Origin of the sequence: Thioalkalivibrio sp. (genome assembly GCF_041685615.1) — a bacterium.
Classification (GTDB): Bacteria; Pseudomonadota; Gammaproteobacteria; order Ectothiorhodospirales; family Ectothiorhodospiraceae; genus Thioalkalivibrio.
In genome coordinates this window covers 1-17170 of record NZ_JAWLFK010000023.1, presented here as the reverse complement: position 1 = coordinate 17170, position 17170 = coordinate 1, and the positions used below count along the sequence as shown (strand labels likewise).

At 68.4% G+C, this 17170-nt stretch carries 20 protein-coding genes; 12 read left to right on the top strand and 8 right to left on the bottom strand.

The features are described from left to right. The first annotated feature begins 13 nt into the window (after positions 1-13). The 3 genes from thiL to ACESLR_RS06445 all read left to right on the top strand — a co-directional run bounded on the left by thiL (position 14) and on the right by ACESLR_RS06445 (position 1996). The gene (gene thiL, locus ACESLR_RS06455) at positions 14-1027 is read left to right on the top strand and encodes a thiamine-phosphate kinase (RefSeq protein ID WP_373024974.1); all 1014 of its coding nucleotides are present in this window, start codon (positions 14-16) and stop codon (positions 1025-1027) included. A gap of 13 nt (positions 1028-1040) precedes the next feature. After that, on the top strand, positions 1041-1562 hold the full coding sequence (locus ACESLR_RS06450) for a phosphatidylglycerophosphatase A (protein ID WP_373024973.1): 522 nt from the start codon (positions 1041-1043) through the stop codon (positions 1560-1562). A gap of 119 nt (positions 1563-1681) precedes the next feature. Further along, positions 1682-1996: a hypothetical protein gene (locus ACESLR_RS06445; protein WP_373024972.1), complete on the top strand. Its 315-nt coding sequence runs from the start codon at positions 1682-1684 to the stop codon at positions 1994-1996. A gap of 9 nt (positions 1997-2005) precedes the next feature. Here ACESLR_RS06445 and ACESLR_RS06440 read toward each other — a convergent pair whose 3' ends face one another. Next, the gene (locus ACESLR_RS06440) at positions 2006-2584 is read right to left on the bottom strand and encodes an NAD(P)H-dependent oxidoreductase (protein WP_373054237.1); all 579 of its coding nucleotides are present in this window, start codon (positions 2582-2584) and stop codon (positions 2006-2008) included. Positions 2585-2783: 199 nt separating this feature from the next. Between ACESLR_RS06440 and ACESLR_RS06435 the strand changes: the two genes are divergently transcribed. The 3 genes from ACESLR_RS06435 to ACESLR_RS06425 all read left to right on the top strand — a co-directional run bounded on the left by ACESLR_RS06435 (position 2784) and on the right by ACESLR_RS06425 (position 4737). Next, positions 2784-3731, top strand: coding sequence for a sodium-dependent bicarbonate transport family permease (locus ACESLR_RS06435; RefSeq protein ID WP_373024970.1), 948 nt, complete (start codon positions 2784-2786; stop codon positions 3729-3731). Between the two features lie 4 nt (positions 3732-3735). Continuing rightward, on the top strand, positions 3736-4026 hold the full coding sequence (locus ACESLR_RS06430; protein WP_373024969.1) for a P-II family nitrogen regulator: 291 nt from the start codon (positions 3736-3738) through the stop codon (positions 4024-4026). A gap of 141 nt (positions 4027-4167) precedes the next feature. Further along, the gene (locus ACESLR_RS06425) at positions 4168-4737 is read left to right on the top strand and encodes a hypothetical protein (protein ID WP_373024968.1); all 570 of its coding nucleotides are present in this window, start codon (positions 4168-4170) and stop codon (positions 4735-4737) included. Here the strand turns inward: ACESLR_RS06425 and thpR are convergent. The 6 genes from thpR to dksA all read right to left on the bottom strand — a co-directional run bounded on the left by thpR (position 4734) and on the right by dksA (position 11226). Next, complete coding sequence (gene thpR, locus ACESLR_RS06420; protein WP_373024967.1) at positions 4734-5270, bottom strand: RNA 2',3'-cyclic phosphodiesterase; 537 nt, start codon at positions 5268-5270, stop codon at positions 4734-4736. The genes ACESLR_RS06425 and thpR overlap by 4 nt on opposite strands. 10 nt (positions 5271-5280) lie before the next feature. After that, complete coding sequence (locus tag ACESLR_RS06415; RefSeq protein ID WP_373066857.1) at positions 5281-6645, bottom strand: sigma-54-dependent transcriptional regulator; 1365 nt, start codon at positions 6643-6645, stop codon at positions 5281-5283. Further along, positions 6642-9569 carry an ATP-binding protein gene (locus tag ACESLR_RS06410; RefSeq protein WP_373054238.1) on the bottom strand — a complete coding sequence of 976 codons (2928 nt, stop codon included), beginning with the start codon at positions 9567-9569 and terminating at the stop codon, positions 6642-6644. The genes ACESLR_RS06415 and ACESLR_RS06410 overlap by 4 nt, the downstream gene beginning before the upstream one ends. Further along, a complete protein-coding gene (locus tag ACESLR_RS06405; protein ID WP_373024965.1) occupies positions 9559-9732 on the bottom strand; it encodes a hypothetical protein in 174 nt (57 codons plus the stop codon). The genes ACESLR_RS06410 and ACESLR_RS06405 overlap by 11 nt, the downstream gene beginning before the upstream one ends. 80 nt (positions 9733-9812) lie before the next feature. After that, positions 9813-10760, bottom strand: coding sequence for a tRNA glutamyl-Q(34) synthetase GluQRS (gluQRS, locus tag ACESLR_RS06400; RefSeq protein WP_373024964.1), 948 nt, complete (start codon positions 10758-10760; stop codon positions 9813-9815). 13 nt (positions 10761-10773) lie between these two features. Then, positions 10774-11226: an RNA polymerase-binding protein DksA gene (dksA, locus tag ACESLR_RS06395; RefSeq protein ID WP_017942308.1), complete on the bottom strand. Its 453-nt coding sequence runs from the start codon at positions 11224-11226 to the stop codon at positions 10774-10776. 170 nt (positions 11227-11396) lie between these two features. On the opposite strand from dksA, the gene ACESLR_RS06390 reads away from it, so the two are divergent. Further along, entirely contained in the window at positions 11397-12167 is a 771-nt protein-coding gene (locus ACESLR_RS06390; protein ID WP_373024963.1) for an HAD family hydrolase, read from the top strand. A gap of 18 nt (positions 12168-12185) precedes the next feature. On the opposite strand, the gene ACESLR_RS06385 is transcribed toward ACESLR_RS06390, so the two are convergent. Continuing rightward, complete coding sequence (locus tag ACESLR_RS06385) at positions 12186-12893, bottom strand: MarC family protein (protein WP_373024962.1); 708 nt, start codon at positions 12891-12893, stop codon at positions 12186-12188. A gap of 146 nt (positions 12894-13039) precedes the next feature. Between ACESLR_RS06385 and cysM the strand changes: the two genes are divergently transcribed. Genes cysM through ACESLR_RS06360 form a run of 5 tightly spaced genes read left to right on the top strand, consistent with a single transcriptional unit; the run spans position 13040 to position 17168 of the window. Continuing rightward, the gene (cysM, locus tag ACESLR_RS06380; protein WP_373024961.1) at positions 13040-13951 is read left to right on the top strand and encodes a cysteine synthase CysM; all 912 of its coding nucleotides are present in this window, start codon (positions 13040-13042) and stop codon (positions 13949-13951) included. Beyond that, entirely contained in the window at positions 13948-14748 is an 801-nt protein-coding gene (locus ACESLR_RS06375) for a 3'-5' exonuclease (RefSeq protein WP_373024960.1), read from the top strand. Before cysM ends, ACESLR_RS06375 begins: the two co-directional genes overlap by 4 nt. After that, complete coding sequence (gene rlmD / locus ACESLR_RS06370; RefSeq protein WP_373024959.1) at positions 14748-16076, top strand: 23S rRNA (uracil(1939)-C(5))-methyltransferase RlmD; 1329 nt, start codon at positions 14748-14750, stop codon at positions 16074-16076. The genes ACESLR_RS06375 and rlmD overlap by 1 nt, the downstream gene beginning before the upstream one ends. Positions 16077-16104: 28 nt before the next feature. After that, complete coding sequence (locus ACESLR_RS06365) at positions 16105-16743, top strand: MotA/TolQ/ExbB proton channel family protein (protein ID WP_373024958.1); 639 nt, start codon at positions 16105-16107, stop codon at positions 16741-16743. Beyond that, complete coding sequence (locus ACESLR_RS06360; protein WP_373024957.1) at positions 16740-17168, top strand: ExbD/TolR family protein; 429 nt, start codon at positions 16740-16742, stop codon at positions 17166-17168. The genes ACESLR_RS06365 and ACESLR_RS06360 overlap by 4 nt, the downstream gene beginning before the upstream one ends. Positions 17169-17170 lie beyond the last annotated feature (2 nt).

Genomic DNA, 17170 nt, shown 5'->3' with positions numbered 1-17170 from the left:
CAGCACCAAGGCCATGACCGGCCCCGGTTCCGAGTTCGACCTGATCCAGCGCTATTTCGGCGCGCCTTCGGCGGCCGCCGCAGCGTCTGTCGAAGGCGTCCGGCTCGGTATCGGCGACGACGCCGCCGTGCTGGGCGTTCCGGGGGGGCACGAGCTGGTTGTCACTGTCGACACCCTGGTCGAGGGCACCCACTTCTTTCCCGATCACCCGTCGGCGAGCGTTGGCCACAAGGCCCTGGCCTCTAACCTCAGCGACCTGGCGGCGATGGGCGCCGAGCCGCTGGGTGTCGTGCTGTCGCTAACCCTGCCGCGGGTGGATCATGCCTGGCTGTCGGGGTTCAGCGAGGGCTTCCTGGCCCTGGCCGGGGAGGTCGGGATTCCGCTGGTCGGCGGAGACACCAACCGGGGCCCGCTGGCGATCAGCGTGACCGTGCTGGGAACCGTGCCCGCGGGCCAGGCGCTGCGGCGCGACGGCGCCCGGCCCGGGGACCGTCTGGTGGTTTCCGGTGCACTGGGCGGAGCGGCCTTCGGGCTGGACCACGAGACGGCCCGGCGGGCACGGGGTACCGTGGACGGCATACCGCCCGCCGACGCCGGCGATCCGGCCTGCGAGCGGCTGTTCTGGCCCCGGGCACGGCTGGCGCTGGGGCGCGGCCTGCGCAACCGGGCCCGCGCGGCGATCGACATCTCCGACGGCCTGCTGGCGGACCTGGGGCATCTGTGTGCGGCCTCGGGTTGTGGGGCGCGGATCGACTGGCCGGCTGTTCCCCGCGACGTGTTGCTGGCGGAGGTGCCCGATGCGCATGCGCGCGACTACGCGCTTGGCGGTGGCGAGGACTACGAGCTGCTGTTCGCCCTCCCGGCGGGGGAGTCACTCGATCTGCTGGCGTTCAGCGTTGATGTACCGTTGACCGTGATCGGGGAATGCACCACCGGCGACGAGGTGGTCGTCGAGGACGTGGACGGGCAGCGACTGGACGTGGCGCGGGCGGGCCACGATCATTTCGCGGACACCGAAGAACACTAGGGACAGGGGAGCCATGCCGGAGCGAAAGATCCGCAAACCGCAGATGCCATCGGCGAAGACCGTTTTCGGCGATCCGATCCACCTGCTGGCGTTCGGCTTCGGCAGTGGCCTGTCGCGCTGGGCCCCGGGGACCACCGGTTCGCTGGGGGCGCTGGTGCTGTACTTCGCGATCATGAATTTCCCCGAATGGGCCTATATCGCGACCACCGTGATCGTGGTGATGGCCGGGTTCCATATCTGCGGTGAGAGCGCACGCAGGCTGGGGGTGCACGACCACCCCGGCATCGTCTGGGACGAATGGGCGGGTATGCTGATCACGCTGGCCTTCGCCCCGGCGGGGCTGATGTGGGTGGTCGTCGGCTTCCTGCTGTTCCGGGTGTTCGACATCCTCAAGCCCTGGCCCGCGAACTACTTCGACCACAAGTGGCAGGACGGCCACGGCATCATGATGGATGACGTGGTCGCAGGCCTGTACGCAGGCTTCGCCCTGGTGATCCTGGGCGGACTGTTCCAGCAGCTGGTGGTCGAGGCGTAGGGAAAGCACGTCACTGTGCTTCTCCGGGTGTGAACGGCTCGGCAGTGTCGCGGGATGGCAGGAACCCCGGGGGTGTCGCGCCGCCTCACGGTCAGGCAACCACGAAAGGAGTGCGTGGCATGAAGACCCCGTTTCGTCACCTGATGCAGGCCGCGTTCGTGGGCGCCCTTCTGGCGTTTGGCAGCGTTCAGGCGCAGCCGGCGGGCGGTCCGCCGGCGGGTCCTCCGGGCGCCAGTGGCGACACCCCGGCCGCCGGCGATCTGCCGCCCGGCCATGGAGGCACTCCGCCCGGGCAGCGCCGCCACGAGCCCCGACCCGATCGTCCGCGGGCACCGGATCCATCCTCGCCGCCGTCCCCGGACGACGCGCCGTTGCCGGACCCGTCCGATCTCCCCGAACCGCCCACCCCGCCGACGCCCGATCTCCCGGGCTGACGCGGGGGATTACTGCCCCTGGCGGCCGAGTGCGCGCAGGTGGCGGAGCCAGTGTTCTCGGGCGGCGGCGTCGCCCCCGTTGCGGCCAATCAGGGTGTGGCGGACCGGGCCGAAACCACAGAAGCGCAGGACGTTGCGTTCGAGGCTCTTCAGGCTGTGGGCGCCGAACCACCAGCGGTAAGCGAGGGCCGGCATCCCCATGGTGACGACGATGCGAACCGACCGGCCCTTGAGGCGCGTGTGACGCAGGCGATTCATGTCGCCATCGGCGACAAACGACGGCCGCAGGGTCTGCTCGAGGAACCCCTTCACCAGCGCTGGCATGTCGCCCAGCCAAAGCGGGTAGACCAGGACAAGGTGGTGGGCGGTCTCGATCAGTTCCTGGGCCTCCAGAATCGCGGGCGGCACGGTCTCGTCCAGGAATTCGGCCTGGCTCTTGAGCAGCGGGAAGTCACGGTGGGCGATGGTATAGGTGTCCACCGCGAGGCCGCCTTGTTCGGCCCCCTCGCGGTAGGCATCGGCCAGGGCGTGGTCGAGATGGCCCCCCGCCGGGTCCGGGTGGCCCTGCAGGATCAGGATTCGGGTCATTCGGTTGTCCTCTTGAAGAGCCCCTTCTCCCGAGCGTAGCTCAGTGGATTGCGCGGATGCCGGTCCAGAGGGTGCCCGTGATCCAGGCCTGCCGGGCGCGGGCGGGGTCGTTCGGCGGTTTCCTCCGGCCGCGGTCTCGCCTACGATACCGAGACAAATCGCTGGAAATGGCGTGCCTGCAAATGTGGACGGAGGCGCAATGGCATTGGATCCGGTCGTACTGTTCTTCCTCCTGGGCGCGATCGCCGGGCTCGCCAAGTCGGATCTCAAGATCCCGATGGCGATCTACGAGGCCCTGTCGATCTATCTGTTGCTCGCGATTGGCCTGACGGGAGGGGTGAAGCTGGCGGAAAGCGAGTTGCTTCCGCTTCTGTTGCCCGGCCTTGCGGTGCTGGCCGTGGGCTCGCTGATCCCACTAATGGCGTTTCCCGTCCTCCGCTGGCTGGGGCGGATGCCGCGGGCCGACTCCGCCTCCATCGCCGCGCATTACGGCTCGGTTTCGGTGGTGACCTTCTCCGTCGCAGTGGCGTTCCTGGCGTCCCACGACCTCGATTACGAGGGCCACATGGTGGTGTTCCTCGTGTTGCTGGAGATGCCGGCGCTGATCATCGGGATCCTGCTGGCGCGCATGGGCAGCAAGGGTCCTACCCGCTGGGGCCAGACCCTGCAGGAGGTCTTCTTCGGCAAGAGCATCATCCTGCTGGCCGGTGGCCTGGTGATCGGATTTGTGGTGGGGCCGGACCATATCGAACCGCTGGAGCCGATGTTCTTTGATTTGTTCAAGGGGGTCCTGGCGCTCTTCCTGCTGGAGATGGGGCTGGTGGCCTCCAGCCGCATCGCGGACGTGCGCCAGTACGGGCTGTTCCTGATCGTCTTCGCCATTGTGATGCCGATTGTGTCGGCGGTTCTGGGAACGCTGCTGGGATATGCGCTGGGGCTGTCGATTGGCGGGACGCTGTTGCTTGCCACCCTGTACGCCAGTGCGTCGTATATCGCGGCGCCGGCCGCCATGCGTATCGCGGTACCCAAGGCCAATCCCGCGCTGTCGATCGGCGCCTCGCTGGGGGTGACATTCCCGTTCAATATCTTCGTGGGCGTGCCGCTGTACTTCTGGATGGCCCAGACCCTCTATTCGCTGGGAGGCTAGTTCGATGCAATCCGATGACATGCACTTGTTGACGGTGGTGGCCGAGGCGATCCTCGAGGAGATGCTGATCAATGAGGTGTGCGCCATGGGGGTGGCCGGCTACACCATCACCGATGCACGCGGCTGGGGCCGGCACGGCAAGCGCCGGGGCAACTGGCGGGCCGGGGGCAACATCAAGCTGGAGGTCTTGGCCTCGGCCGATCTGTGCGACCGGATCGCGGCCCGGTTTAAGGAACAGTACGAGGCCGACTACGGGCTGCTGATGTTTACCGTTCCGGTCGCGCTGAAGAACTGATTCGGCCGCACAGGCGCCGTCCATGAAGTGAAGTGCTTCACGAAATGCCGGGGAACTCGCCCGTGGTCCTTGGGGGCTGCGGTGGCTGGCTGCTATCAACGGGTGCTGAACAAATGGCTTCAGGCCCGCAAGGAGTTCCTCATGACGAGATTTCGCAGTACACCATTGATCCTCGCTGTCGGTTCCCTCTTCGCCGTTGGTGCGGCCCACGCACAGGCCCAGCAAGATGGCGGCCAGCAAGGTGGCATGGGTCAGGGCATGCCGCCCGCGGAACGGGGCGCGCCGCCGGCGGGAGGGCAGGATGTCCCGGGGCAGGGCGGCACGCCGCGCGGCCAGGGTCAGGAACGGGGTCAGGGCATGCCCCCGGGGCAGCCCCAGCAGGCCCCCGGCCAAGACCAGGAACGGGGTCAGGGCATGCCTCCGGGGCAGCCCCAGCAGGCGCCCGGCCAGATGGAGCGCGGTGGCCAGCCGGAACCCCGTCAGGGTGGCGCGCCGACCGCGCCGCAGGGACAGGGACAGCCCCCGGGAGGTCAGGGCCAGCCGCAAGGAGATCAGCGGCAGCCACAAGGACAGGGCCAGCCTCAGGATGCTCCGCCGCTGGGCGACGGGACCCCGACGCAACCGGACACGGGAACGCGCCCGGCTGAACCGGCAGACCCTGCCGAGCCGGCGGACCCGTCGGCGACGGATAACCTGCCGCCGGTCGATTAATCAGCGTTTCCCTGGGTCCGGGCGAGGATCCGGTAGGGTCCGGGATGCCCGTTGCGGCCCGATTCGATCAGCACCATCGTGTCGGCCCGCCAGCGAAGTGGTTGTTTGACGTTTTCCCTAGCGGGTGGGGCCGCGTGGCGTCGCAGGGATACATGGGGCCGGAACGGTCGTGGCGGACCGGTATCGATCCCGCATTCGCGGCACAGGGCCCGCGCCCGGTCGGCCAGGGCCAGCAGGTCCCTCGGGGGTTCGCCGGGCCCGATCCAGGTGATGCGTGGCCCGGCAAAATGGCCCAGGCGATCCAGGGTCAGGTCGAGCGGGGCCCAGGGAAGTTCCGGGATGCGTTGGGCCAGGCAGTCGGCCTGTCTCGCCGGGACCGTCCCGGCGAAGGCGAGCGTCAAGTGCAGGTGATCGCGCGGGACCGGCCGTCCGGCACCGTCCAGTGAGCGCCCCAGCTGGTGCAGGGCCTCGCGTGTGGCCTCGTCGGGCCACAGGGCCAGGAATACACGCCGGGCTTCGGGCGGTTCCGCCACGACGATGCGTTCAGGTGCGCGGCCGGGGCAGGTTCTCGCGCTGCCGGCGTTCCCAAAGCGTCTTGCGGCTGATACCCAGCGCCCGGGCGAGTTCCGTCTCGGTCATGCGGCCCTGGTTCTCCTGCACGAACTGGCGGAAATACTCGTTCAGGCTCGCGCCCACGCCCTTGCGCCGGGTGGGACAGGCCGGGTTGGGGGTGTCTTCGGTGTTGCCGGCATCCCGGGTTTCCAGGTTCATGTGTTCGGGATCGATGTGGCCGTCGGGACTGAGCACCCAGCCGCGTTCCAGGGCGTTCGCCAGTTCGCGGACGTTCCCCGGCCAGTCCTGGCATTCGAGGGCGTCCCGCGCGGCCTGAGTCAGGCGGGGCATCGGCCCCGAACCGGCCAACTCCTCGAGGAAGTGCTGGGCCAGCGGCAGGATGTCTTCGCGCCGCTCGCGCAAGGGCGGAATGGCCAGCTCCAGCACGCGCAGGCGGTAGTAGAGGTCGGCGCGGAACGCCTGTTCCTCGATCATGGCCTCGAGGTCGCGATGGGTTGCCGCCAGCAGGCGCACGTCCACCTTCAGGTTCTCGTTGGCCCCGACCGGGCGGATCTCGCCGTCCTGCAGGACGCGCAGCAGCCGTGCTTGGGCGGCGGGGGCGAGCTCGCCGATCTCGTCCAGGAACAGGGTTCCACCGTGGGCGCTCTGGATCAGGCCGGTGCGCGCCTTGACCGCGCCGGTGTAGGCCCCCTGGGCGTGGCCGAACAGTTCGGCCTCGACCAGACCCTCGGGGATGGTGGCGCAGTTGACCGCCACAAACGGGCCGTCGGCGCGCGGGCTCAGGTCGTGCAGGGCGCGGGCGGCCAGCTCCTTGCCGGTGCCCGACTCGCCGCGCAGCAGTACGGTGGAATGGGTGGCCGCGACCCGCCGGATCTGGTCGCGCAGCAGCTGCATGGCAGGGCTCTCGCCCACGAGGCCGAGGCCCGGCTGGTCCGGGGCGTCGCCGGCGTGCTCGGCCGCGGCGGGTTCGGCCCGGTCGCGAGCCTCGCCCTCGCGCAGCGCGGCGCGAAGGGTCAGCAGCAGGGCGTCGTGGTCGAAGGGCTTGGCGATGTAGTCGGCCGCGCCCTCCTTCATCGCGTTCACGGCCGAGGGGACCGAGGCATAACTGGTCATGATCACCGTCGGGGTGCGGCCGAACTCCGGCAGGAGTTCGATGCCCTCGCCGTCGGGCAGGCGCAGGTCCACCAGTTGCAGATCATAGGGCTCCGCCGCCGCCAGGGCCCGTGCCTCGGCCAGGTTCTCGGCCACGCCGACCACGAAGTCGTGATGCTCCAGGAACCGGCGCACGGCGCGGCGGATCGGGGCTTCGTCGTCAACGAGCAGGAGGCGGGTCATGAGTCTTGGCGTGGCAGTGTCAGCAGGAATCGGGCCCCGCCCTCGGGACGGTTGGCAGCGATCAGGGTACCACCGTGGTCGCGCACGATGCTGTAAGCCACCGGCAGGCCAAGACCGGTGCCTTGGCCGGCTGGCTTGGTGGTGAAGAACGGCTCGAACAGGCGCTCGAGGCTGGATTCGTCGATCCCGGGGCCGGCGTCGTCGATGGTGACCTGGATGTGTCGACCGTGGAGCCGGGCCGCAATGCCGACCGTGGAGGCCTCGGGCGAGGCCTGCTCGGCGTTGGTCAGCAGGTTGATGAAGACCTGCAGGAGCGTCGCATGCGATCCGCGGACATGCAGCCCCTCCAGGCCTGTGGTGGAGAATTGCAGGTCCTTGCGCCCGGCCAGACGGGTCAGTCGGATGGCCTCACCCACGAGCTCGTCCAGCGCGATGGTCTCGAAATGTCCGGCCGATGGGCCCTCGTCGGCATGGGCAAAGGTGATCAGGGACTGGACGATGGCATTGATGCGCCGGGTCTGGGCCAGGATGTCGTCGGCGATGCCGCGGATCTCGTCCGGATCGTCCTCCAGGGGCAGTGTCTGGGCCAGCGAGGCGATCCCGGTCAGCGGGTTGCCGATCTCGTGGGCAACCCCGGCGGCGAAGCGGCCGATCGACGCGAGGCGGTCGCCGTGGGCGATCTCGGATTCGAGCTGGGCACGTTCGGTCACGTCCTCGATCAGGACCACGCGGCCCTCCACGTGACCCTGGGCATCCTGCAGCTCGGAGCGGTGCAGGTTCAGGCGGCGATTGCCGGCGGGCAGGTCCACGTTCAGCTTGTACCACTGACGGTCCGGGCTCTCGAGGAAGGCCGTCAGGAGACCGCTCCAGGGGCTGTTGAGCTGGCGGATGTTCTGGCCCACGGCATCTTCCGTGGCCACGTCCGTGAGCCGCGCCAGGGCCTGGTTCCAGCCGGTGATCTCGCCGGTGTTGGTCAGACTCGCCACGCCCAGGGGCAGTTCGTGCAGGATCTGCCGATGGAAGCGGCGCAGGGCGTCCAGTTCGGCGGCCAGGCCGGATAGCGGAAGGGATCGGGTCTCCAGCTGTTCCTCGATGCGGCGCAGGCTCTCGCTGAGGGTGTGACGGCCGGCGGCATCGAGGCGCAGGTGCTGGTCGACAATCATTCGGGCCAGGACCGGCCCGAGCAGGCCGGACAGGTTGCGTTCGATCCGCTCGCGCAGGTGGCGCAGGTCACCCCGCGAGCGCGTGTGCCGTGGCAGGCCGAGGTCGTCCAGTGCGCGCTGGACCTCGTGACGTGCGGCGCCCGGGCCGAGGGTGGCGGCGAGTGCGGTTTCCATCTCGGCGACGTCACCAGCCAGGGGCAGGCCACTGCCGGCGCCCGTGGATTCATTGGGGCAGCAGGCCCGGCCGGCCTCGGCCTCCTCGCGATTGGGGCGGGTCAGGAGCGAGCCGAGCACGAACAAAAACGCGTTGATTCCCAAGCTCAGCATCAGGGCGAAGGTCCACGGGTCCAGCATCCCGGCGCGTAGCAGGTGCTGCGGGTCGGGAAGGCCGACGGCGATACCGGCATCCGACAGCAACGGCATGACCAGGGTGAAGGTCCAGCCGGTGATCCCCGCCGCCAGTCCCAGCAGGAAGCCGACGCGGGTCGCTTGTTTCCACAGCATCAGGCCGATCAGGCCCGGCAGGAGCTGGGCCACGGCGGCGAAGGAGATCAGCCCCAGCTGAGCGAGGCCCTCCACGACCTGCAACAGGCCGTAGAAGGCGTAGCCCAGCCCGATGATGAACACGACCCAGATGCGCCGGCCCCACAGCAGGCGGGTGTAGAGGTTGGCACTGCGCTCCTCATCGTGCAGCCGGGTCAGCGGTGACAGGTAGTTGGTGCCCATGTGGGCGAGCGCGAGGGTGGTCACGATCATCATCGCACTGGCGGCGGACAGCCCGCCGATGAAGACCAGCAGGGCCAGGCTGGGGGACTCCAGCAGCCCGGCGATGCCGATGGCGTAGTAGTGGGGCGAGATGTCGAGCCCGGCGGCCTCGCCGGCCCAGTAGAGCACCGGCATCGGGAGGTTCAGCAGAAGCAGGAACGCCGGGAAGGCCCATGCGGCGGTGTTCAGGGCCTGCGGGTTGATGTTCTCGGTAAACAGCATGTGGAACTGGCGCGGGAGCAGGAAGGCCGCGGCAAAGGCCAGGATCATCATCGCGAACCAGCCGCCCTCGCGCACCGGGGCATACAGTGCATCGACCGCCTCGGGATGCTCGGCCAGCCAGTCATTCAGGCCATCGAGGCCCCCGAAGACGGCGTACAGGGCCACGGCGGCGATGCCGAGGATGGCGACCAGTTTGACGATCGACTCGAAGGCGATGGCCAGGACCAGGCCGGCGTGTTTCTCGCGCGGGGCGATGTGACGGGCACCGAACAGGATCGCGAACAGCGCGATGGTGGCACTGAAGGTCAGGGCAAGCAGATGCGGTGGGGTCTCCGCCGTCAGCACGGCGGCGGACTCGGCCACGGCCTTGATCTGCAGGGCGATGTACGGGAGTACCCCGGCCAGCATGAACAGCGCCACCACCGGTCCGGTGAAGCGGCTGCGGTAGCGAAAGGCGAACAGGTCCGCCAGCGAGGTCAGCTGCTGCTCGCGGGTCAGGCGCAGGATCGGGCGCAGCAGCCAGGGCGTGGCGGCAAAGGCCAGCGTCACGCCCAGGTAGATGGTCAGGTACAGGTAGCCTTGGTCGGCGAGGAACCCCAGATTTCCGTAGAAGGTCCAGGACGTTGCATACACGCCCAGCGACAGGCTGAACACCCAGCCATTGGCCGACAGCCGTCCTACCCGGGGTACTCGATCGGCCAGGAAAGCGATCCCGAACAGCAGGGCGAGGTAGGCTACCCCGGCGGTATAGAGCAGCCCGAGGCTAAGGGTCACGGCGCTCCCTCCGGGTCAGCACCGCGATGGCCACGATAAACAGCATCCAGGCCGCGAACGGCCACCACCAGGCCGGGCTCAAGTAGGCGATCCAGATGACCAGGGGGCTCAGGAACAGCAGTGCCCCCAGCAGGGCGATCAGTATGGCGCGCTGGGCATTCATGATCCGGCGCCCGTCAGCACTGGCGGGCGCACCTGCGGGGCCGCCCGGGTTGGCGCGCGAAGGAGAGGCATGCGGCGAGTCTACACCGCGTGCAGGTCTCCCGGCAGTGCCGAGCGTGCCGGCAGACAGTCCGCGAGGGTGCGACGTTTCAGGTGTTCCAGGGCCTCGGTCAGCTGGGTGGCCGGTGCGTCCGGCGTTTGCGGGTCACTGGGCGGCAGGCCGACGAGCGCGAGGGTGCGAGCCAGTTCCCGGCGGACGGCATCCACGCGGATGGCGTCGGCGCCGGTTGCCTTCGCGAGCTTATCGCCCCCGGGTGCCACCAGCACCGGGTGGTGGGCATAGGCCGGCGCGGCGGCGCCCAGGGCCTGATGGAGCTGCAGCTGCCGCGGCGTGGAGCCGAGCAGGTCGATCCCCCGGACGACGCGGGTCACGCCGAGATCGAAATCGTCCACCACCGTCGCGAGCTGGTAGGCCACGATGCCGTCCGCCCGACGGATGACAAAGTCGCTGCCCAGTGCCTCCAGGTCGAAGGCGACCACGCCGAGAAAGCGGTCCTCGACGGTCCAGTATCGGGTTTTGGCACGGGCGCGCAGGGCCCTCGGCTCGCGGCCGGGCAGCAGGCCGTGGCGACAGGTGCCCGGATAGACTGGACCTTCCCATCCGGTCCGGCCGTGCATGGCCAGGTCCTTGCGGGTACAGCCGCAGGGAAAGGCCTGGCCGGTTTCCATCAGAGTGTCCAGGGCGCGTCGGTAGGCGGATCCATGCCGACTTTGCCAGGTGACCGGACCATCCCAGTCGAGGCCGAAGGCTTCGAGCGTTCGGAGAATCGCATCCGCCGCCCCCGGGCGAACCCGGGGGCCGTCGATGTCGTCGATACGCAAGAGCCAGTCGCCATCGGCGCTCCGGGCATCCAGCCAGGAGATCACGGCGGCCAGCAGGGAGCCCGCGTGGAGCGGGCCCGAAGGGGTGGGGGCAAACCGGCCGACATAGCGGTCGGCCGGGGCAGTCGGTGCGGGCGTGGCAGTCACGGCCCGGTGGCGATCAGGCGCGCTGCTTTTCCTTGATCTCGTCGAGCTGCTTGCAGTCGATGCACATGGTGGCCGTCGGGCGGGCCTCCAGACGACGGATGCCAATCTCGACGCCGCAGGTTTCGCAATAGCCGTAGTCGTGGGTTTCGATCTTGCGCAGGGCCTCGTCGATCTTTTTCGACAGCTTGCGCTCGCGATCCCGGGCGCGCAGTTCCAGCCCGAATTCCTCTTCCTGAGTGGCGCGGTCGGCGGGATCGGCAAAATTGGCCGCGTCCTGACGCATGTGCCCTACGGTGCGATCGACTTCCTCGGCCAGCTCCTGGCGCCATGCCCGCAGCAGGCTGCGGAAATGTTCCAGCTGATCCGGATTCATGTACTCTTCGTCCGGCTTTGGCACGTAGGGTGCAATGCCCCCGGCGACCATGTGCTGGGTGGAGGGCTTGTCGGTGTTTTCGTCTGCAGCCATGCGGGCTTTCTCCGGCTGGAAAAATGAGGCGCACTTAGTACCAGAGTCGGACGATACGGGCAAGTCCCGTGCCATGGCAGTTTGCGCGCGTCCGCAGCCGGCCCGGTGGCGAATCGGGGTGGGTCGCGTGCGTTATCAGCGAGATACAGGACAAGGCAGGGAAATACGGCATGGCGGAACTGCAGGCGTTGATCTTCGACGTGGACGGCACGCTGGCGGACACCGAACGCGACGGTCACCGGGTCGCGTTCAACCAGGCGTTCGCGGAGGCGGGCCTCGACTGGAGCTGGAGCGTGGCCCGCTACGGCGAATTGCTGCGGGTGACCGGCGGCAAGGAGCGCATTCGCCAGTACTTGTCCGAGGATCACCCCGAGATCCTCGAGGAACCGGAAATCGACGCGCGCATCCGCGAGCTGCACGCGTCCAAGACGCGGCACTACGTGGCCTTGCTGGAAACCGGTTCGATCCCGCTCCGTCCGGGGGTTCGCCGCCTGCTGGACGAGGCCGAGGCCGAGGGCCTGCGCCTGGCGATCGCGACCACCACGACCCCGGAGAACGTCACGGCCCTGCTGGAGGCCACGCTGGGCCGTGAAGGGCCGTACCGCTTCGAGGTGATCTCCGCCGGTGACGTGGTGCCGGCCAAGAAGCCGGCGCCGGACATCTTTATCCATGCCCTGGAGGTGATGAACCTGCCCGCGGAGGCCTGCCTGGCGCTGGAGGATTCCGACAACGGAGTCCGTGCGGCGCGCGGCGCGGGCCTGGAGGTCGTCGTGACCACCAACGACTACACCCGCGACCAGGACTTCGTGGGCGCCCTGGCCGTGCTGGACGGGCTGGGCGAACAGGATCAGCCGGCGACCGTGCTGGCCGGGCCCGAGCTGCGGGGCCCGGCGGTGGACGTGGCCACGCTGCGCGCCTGGTTCGCCGGAGGGAGGGGGTAGCCCCGGCAACGTGCCGGTTCAGTCGAGGTCGCGCGGGGGAACGCGCGGGTCCTCGACCTCGTTCCCGTCCAGCATCTCGGTGTCCAGCATGAAGCCGACGGCGGCATCGCTGACGCCGTTGATCACGAACTGCACCGCCAGCACCGCGAGGATGAGGCCGAAGACCTTGACCAGGATGTCCTTCCCGGTGTCCCCGAGGTACTTCACGATCAAGCGCGAGTACACCATCGCGTAGTAGCAGGCGACCATGCAGGCCAGCACGGCAAGGAACACGAGTCCCGTGTGATAGACCGTTGGCGCCTCGCTGGTCAGGATCATGACCGTGGCGATCGCGCCCGGACCGCTCATGAACGGGATCGCGAGCGGGATAACCGAGATGTCCTCGGTCACGTGCCCCTTGTCGGCCTTCACTTCCTCGGCCGTTTCCTTTTCGGTGGCGCCCTTCTGCCGGATCATGCCGATGGCGATGCCGAACAGGATGATGCCGCCGGCGATGCGAAACGCCGCCAGCGTGATCCCGAACAGCTGGAAGATCACCCCGCCCAGCAGGGCGAAGGCGAACAGCAGCGAAGTGGCCACCTTCACCGAGCGCAGGGCGATCGCCCTGCGCTTCTCCTCCGAGGCACGCGGCAGCATCGCCATGAAGATGAACGCGGTGGTCAGCGGGTTCACGATCACGAACACCGCGAGGAAGGCGACGATGAGGTATTCCAGTAGGACGAGCATGGCCCGAGCTTAGGCCGGAACGCGTGTCGTTGCGAGCGGCATGGGTGCCATGGGCGTTTATGGACCGATCTCAGTGACGGGAGCCCCCCTGAGGCCGCGAAAGGCGCGTGGGCAGGGACGGGGCCCGGTGGTTATACTCTGCGCGCATGAAGAAACGACTGCATCCGGAATCCTTCCCGACGCTCGAGCACTTCGTCGGCAATACCCCGCTCGTGCGCCTGCAGCGTATGGCGGCCGGCCTGCCATCCACCGTGCTGGTCAAGCTCGAGGGCAACAACCCCGCCGGCTCGGTCAAGGACCGGCCTGCGCTGAACATGATCCAGGCGGCCGAGCGTCGCGGCGACATCCAGCCCGGCGACACCCTGATCGAGGCGACCAGCGGCAACACCGGCATCGCGCTGGCAATGGTCGCGGCAATGAAGGGCTACCGCATGATCCTGGTGATGCCGGACAACATGTCCGCCGAGCGTCGCGCCTCGATGAAGGCCTTTGGCGCCGAGCTGGTGCTGGTCTCGCGCGAGGAGAGCATGGAAGGCGCGCGTGACCTGGCCGATCGCATGGAGGTCGAGGGCAAGGGCCGGGTGCTGAACCAGTTCGGCAACCCGGACAATCCGGATGCGCACTACCTCGGCACCGGGCCGGAAATCTGGCGCGATACCGAGGGCACGGTGACGCACTTTGTCTCCGCGATGGGGACCACCGGCACCATCATGGGCGTGTCGCGCTATCTCAAGGAACGCGACCCGGATGTGCAGATTGTCGGGGTGCAGCCGGCCGAGGGGGCATCCATCCCCGGTATCCGGCGCTGGCCGGAGGCCTATCTGCCGAGCATCTTCGAGGCCTCGCGGGTGGACCAGACCGTGGACGTGACCCAGGAGGAGGCCGAGGACGCCATGCGCCGGCTGGCGAGTGAGGAGGGCATCTTCGCCGGGGTCTCTTCCGGTGGTTCCGTGGCCGCGGCATTGAAACTGGCGGCGCAGACCGAGGGTGGCACCTTCGTCGCGATCATCTGTGACCGCGGTGACCGCTACATCTCCACCGGCGTGTTCCCCGCATGAGTGCCCCGGTCCTGATTTTCGACCTCGAGACCGTCCCGGATATCGAGGGCGCCCGCCGCCTGCACGACTTCGATGGCCTTGCCGATCACGAAGTCGCCGAGGCGCTGTTCGCGCTGCGCCGTGCCCAGACCGGCTCCGAGTTTCTCAAGCATCCGCTGCATCGCATTGTGTCCATCGGCGTGCTCTACCAGGGCGGCGATGCGCTGAAGCTCTCCGCCTTCGGCCGCGAGGACGGTCAGACGCCTTCGGAGGCCGAGCTCCTGCGCCAGTTCTTCGACGTGATCGACAAGCGCACGCCGACGCTTGTGAGTTGGAACGGGGGTGGCTTCGATCTGCCGGTGCTGCATTACCGCGCGCTGGTCAACGGCGTGCAGGCCCCGCGCTACTGGGAGCAGGGCGATGACGACCGCGAGTTTCGCTACAACAATTACCTGTCGCGCTTCCACTGGCGGCACGTGGACCTGATGGATGTGCTGGCGGGCTTCCAGGGCCGCGCGGTCACGAGCCTCGACATGATGGCCAGCCTGCTCGGCTTCCCCGGCAAGCTGGGTATGGATGGCTCGAAGGTCTGGCCGGCATGGCGCGATGGGCGCCAGGCCGAGATCCACGATTATGTCGAGCACGACGTGCTGAATACCTATCTGGTCTGGCTGCGTTTCGAGTACATGCGCGGCAACCTGACCGACGTCGCCCTGGCCAGCCGACAACAGCAACTGGCCGAGTACCTGGAGGCCAGCGGCGCGGCGCACCACCGGGAATTCCTCGACGCCTGGCAGCCGGCCGGCCGCTCGGACTGATGGCACGCATCGACAAGACCCCGTTCGAGGCGTGCATCGAGGAGGTCACCCTGGACGGCCAGGGCGTGATCCGTCGCGAGGGCAAGGCCTGCTTCATCCACGGCGTGCTGAAGGGCGAGCGTGTGATGGCGGTGCAGACCGGGCGCAAGCGCCGCTTCGACACCGCCGAGGTGGTCGAGGTGCTGGAGCCGGCCGCGGGCCGCGTCCCCCCCCCCTGCGAGTTCTTTGGCCTGTGCGGCGGCTGCAAGCTGCAGCACGCCTCCGTCGGGACCCAGCGGGAGATCAAGGAACAGGCCCTGTTCGATGCACTGGAACGCATCGGCCACGTGACGCCGGAGGCGCGTTTCGAGCCGTTGACCGCCGAGCCTCTGGGCTATCGCCGCACCGCGCGGCTGGGCGCGAAGTACGTGCCGAAGAAGGGTGGGGTGCTGGTTGGCTTTCGCGAGCGCGGCAGTCCGTATCTCGCCGAGATGACCCACTGCGAGGTGCTGCACCCGGCGGTTGGCCAGCGCATCCGGGCACTGCGGGAATTGATGGACGGGCTCGAGGCGCGCGATCGCCTGCCACAGATCGAGGTCGCGGTGGATGACGACGAGCGCGTGGCGCTGGTCTTCCGCAACCTCGATCCGTTGTCGCAGGCGGATACCGAACGCCTGTCCGCCTGGGCCGAGGCCGAGGGCAACCAGGTGTATCTGCAGCCGGGCGGTCCGGACACCGTGGAGCCGCTGGCCGGCCCGATCGAGCCACTGATCTACCACCATCCGGATTATGGCGTGTCGGTGCCGTTCATGCCGACCGATTTCATCCAGGTGCACGCACAGATTAATCGCCGGATGGTCCCCCAGGCGCTGGCGGCCCTGGACCTGCAGCCGGCGCAGCGCGTACTGGATCTGTTCTGCGGGCTGGGCAACTTTACCCTGCCGCTGGCACGGACCGTGACCGAGGGCGAGGTGGTCGGCGTCGAGGTGGACGACGTGATGCTGGAGCGGGCGCGTGCGAATGCGCGCGACCAGGGGATCGCCAATACCCGCTACGAGCGCGCCGACCTGGACGACGTGGAGGCCTTGAAGAACGCCGCATGGCTGGACGAGCGCTTTGACCGGGTGCTGCTGGACCCGCCGCGCACCGGCGCGGCGGCGGTGATCGAGGCCCTGGCACCGCAGCGCATCGAGCGCATGGTCTATGTGTCCTGCAACCCGGCCACGCTCGCCCGTGACGCGGAGCGCCTGGTGCATCATCATGGCTATCGCCTGGAGCGGGCGGGGATCATGGACATGTTCCCGCATACCGCGCACGTGGAATCCATGGCCGTATTCCGGCGCGCCTGACGCGCGCCGATATCCGAGGGGGAGTTGCATGCTGGAGATCGTACAAGCGGGCGGGTGGCTGATGCTGCCGATCCTGCTGTGTTCCGTACTGGCCGTCGCCATCGTCCTGGAGCGGCTATGGACCCTGCGTCGGTCGCGCGTGGTGCCGCCACGCCTGCTGACCTCGGTATGGGAGCAGATGCGCACCCGGGGGCTGAAGCTGGACGACATCCAGCGCCTGCGGGCCGGTTCCCCCCTGGGTGCGATTCTCGCAGCGGGCCTGGCGACCCATGACCGCGCCCGTCAGGTCACCCAGGAAAGTATCGAGGAGGCGGGGCGGCGCGTGGCCCACGAACTCGAGCGCTACATGAACACCCTGGGCACGATCGCCATGATCACCCCGCTGCTCGGCCTGTTGGGGACCGTGGTCGGCATGATCGAGGTCTTCACCGTGATCACCGAGATCGGCGTTGGCAGCCCGCGCGATCTGGCCGGCGGTATCTCCCAGGCGTTGATTACCACGGCTGCCGGTATTGGCGTGGCGATTCCCGCACTGGCCTTTCACCGCTACTTCCGCGGGCATATCGACGACCTGGTGCTGGAGATGGAGCAGGAAGCCACCAAGCTGGTCGAGGTGATCCACGGCGAGCGCGAGGTCGGTGCGACCGAGGGCGGGGCGAAGGCGTGAACTTCCGTACGCCACGCCGCCAGGAAGAGCCGGGCGTCAACCTGACGCCACTGATCGATGTGGTGTTCCTGCTGCTGATCTTCTTCATGGTCTCCACCACCTTCGACCAGCACGCGGACATCGAACTGACCCTGCCCTCGGCCGACCGCGAGGCCGAGGCGGTGGAGCGTGCCTGGATCGACATCGTCGTGGATGCCAATGGCAACTACTTCATTGACGGCCAGGAGTTGATCAACCGCCGCGCCGAGACCCTGGAGCGGGTACTGTCCGAGGCTCGCGAGGATCGCGAGGACGATCCGGTCCTGATCCGCGCCGACGCCAATGCCAGCCACCAGTCCGTGGTGCGCGCGCTGGACGTGGTCGGCCGCCTCGGCATCACGTCGGTCTCCATCGCCACCCTGGGTGACGGCGCCGATGACGACTGAGG

What these genes read in the sequence shown, in the direction of transcription:
- thiL (WP_373024974.1), top strand. Translation starts at nt 14, where the DNA reads ATGACCGGCCCCGGTTCCGAGTTCGACCTGATCCAGCGCTATTTCGGC.
- ACESLR_RS06450 (WP_373024973.1), top strand. Translation starts at nt 1,041, where the DNA reads ATGCCGGAGCGAAAGATCCGCAAACCGCAGATGCCATCGGCGAAGACC.
- ACESLR_RS06445 (WP_373024972.1), top strand. Translation starts at nt 1,682, where the DNA reads ATGAAGACCCCGTTTCGTCACCTGATGCAGGCCGCGTTCGTGGGCGCC.
- ACESLR_RS06440 (WP_373054237.1), bottom strand. Translation starts at nt 2,584, where the DNA reads ATGACCCGAATCCTGATCCTGCAGGGCCACCCGGACCCGGCGGGGGGC.
- ACESLR_RS06435 (WP_373024970.1), top strand. Translation starts at nt 2,784, where the DNA reads ATGGCATTGGATCCGGTCGTACTGTTCTTCCTCCTGGGCGCGATCGCC.
- ACESLR_RS06430 (WP_373024969.1), top strand. Translation starts at nt 3,736, where the DNA reads ATGCAATCCGATGACATGCACTTGTTGACGGTGGTGGCCGAGGCGATC.
- ACESLR_RS06425 (WP_373024968.1), top strand. Translation starts at nt 4,168, where the DNA reads ATGACGAGATTTCGCAGTACACCATTGATCCTCGCTGTCGGTTCCCTC.
- ACESLR_RS06415 (WP_373066857.1), bottom strand. Translation starts at nt 6,645, where the DNA reads ATGACCCGCCTCCTGCTCGTTGACGACGAAGCCCCGATCCGCCGCGCC.
- ACESLR_RS06405 (WP_373024965.1), bottom strand. Translation starts at nt 9,732, where the DNA reads ATGAATGCCCAGCGCGCCATACTGATCGCCCTGCTGGGGGCACTGCTG.
- dksA (WP_017942308.1), bottom strand. Translation starts at nt 11,226, where the DNA reads ATGGCTGCAGACGAAAACACCGACAAGCCCTCCACCCAGCACATGGTC.
- ACESLR_RS06390 (WP_373024963.1), top strand. Translation starts at nt 11,397, where the DNA reads ATGGCGGAACTGCAGGCGTTGATCTTCGACGTGGACGGCACGCTGGCG.
- ACESLR_RS06385 (WP_373024962.1), bottom strand. Translation starts at nt 12,893, where the DNA reads ATGCTCGTCCTACTGGAATACCTCATCGTCGCCTTCCTCGCGGTGTTC.
- cysM (WP_373024961.1), top strand. Translation starts at nt 13,040, where the DNA reads ATGAAGAAACGACTGCATCCGGAATCCTTCCCGACGCTCGAGCACTTC.
- ACESLR_RS06375 (WP_373024960.1), top strand. Translation starts at nt 13,948, where the DNA reads ATGAGTGCCCCGGTCCTGATTTTCGACCTCGAGACCGTCCCGGATATC.
- rlmD (WP_373024959.1), top strand. Translation starts at nt 14,748, where the DNA reads ATGGCACGCATCGACAAGACCCCGTTCGAGGCGTGCATCGAGGAGGTC.
- ACESLR_RS06365 (WP_373024958.1), top strand. Translation starts at nt 16,105, where the DNA reads ATGCTGGAGATCGTACAAGCGGGCGGGTGGCTGATGCTGCCGATCCTG.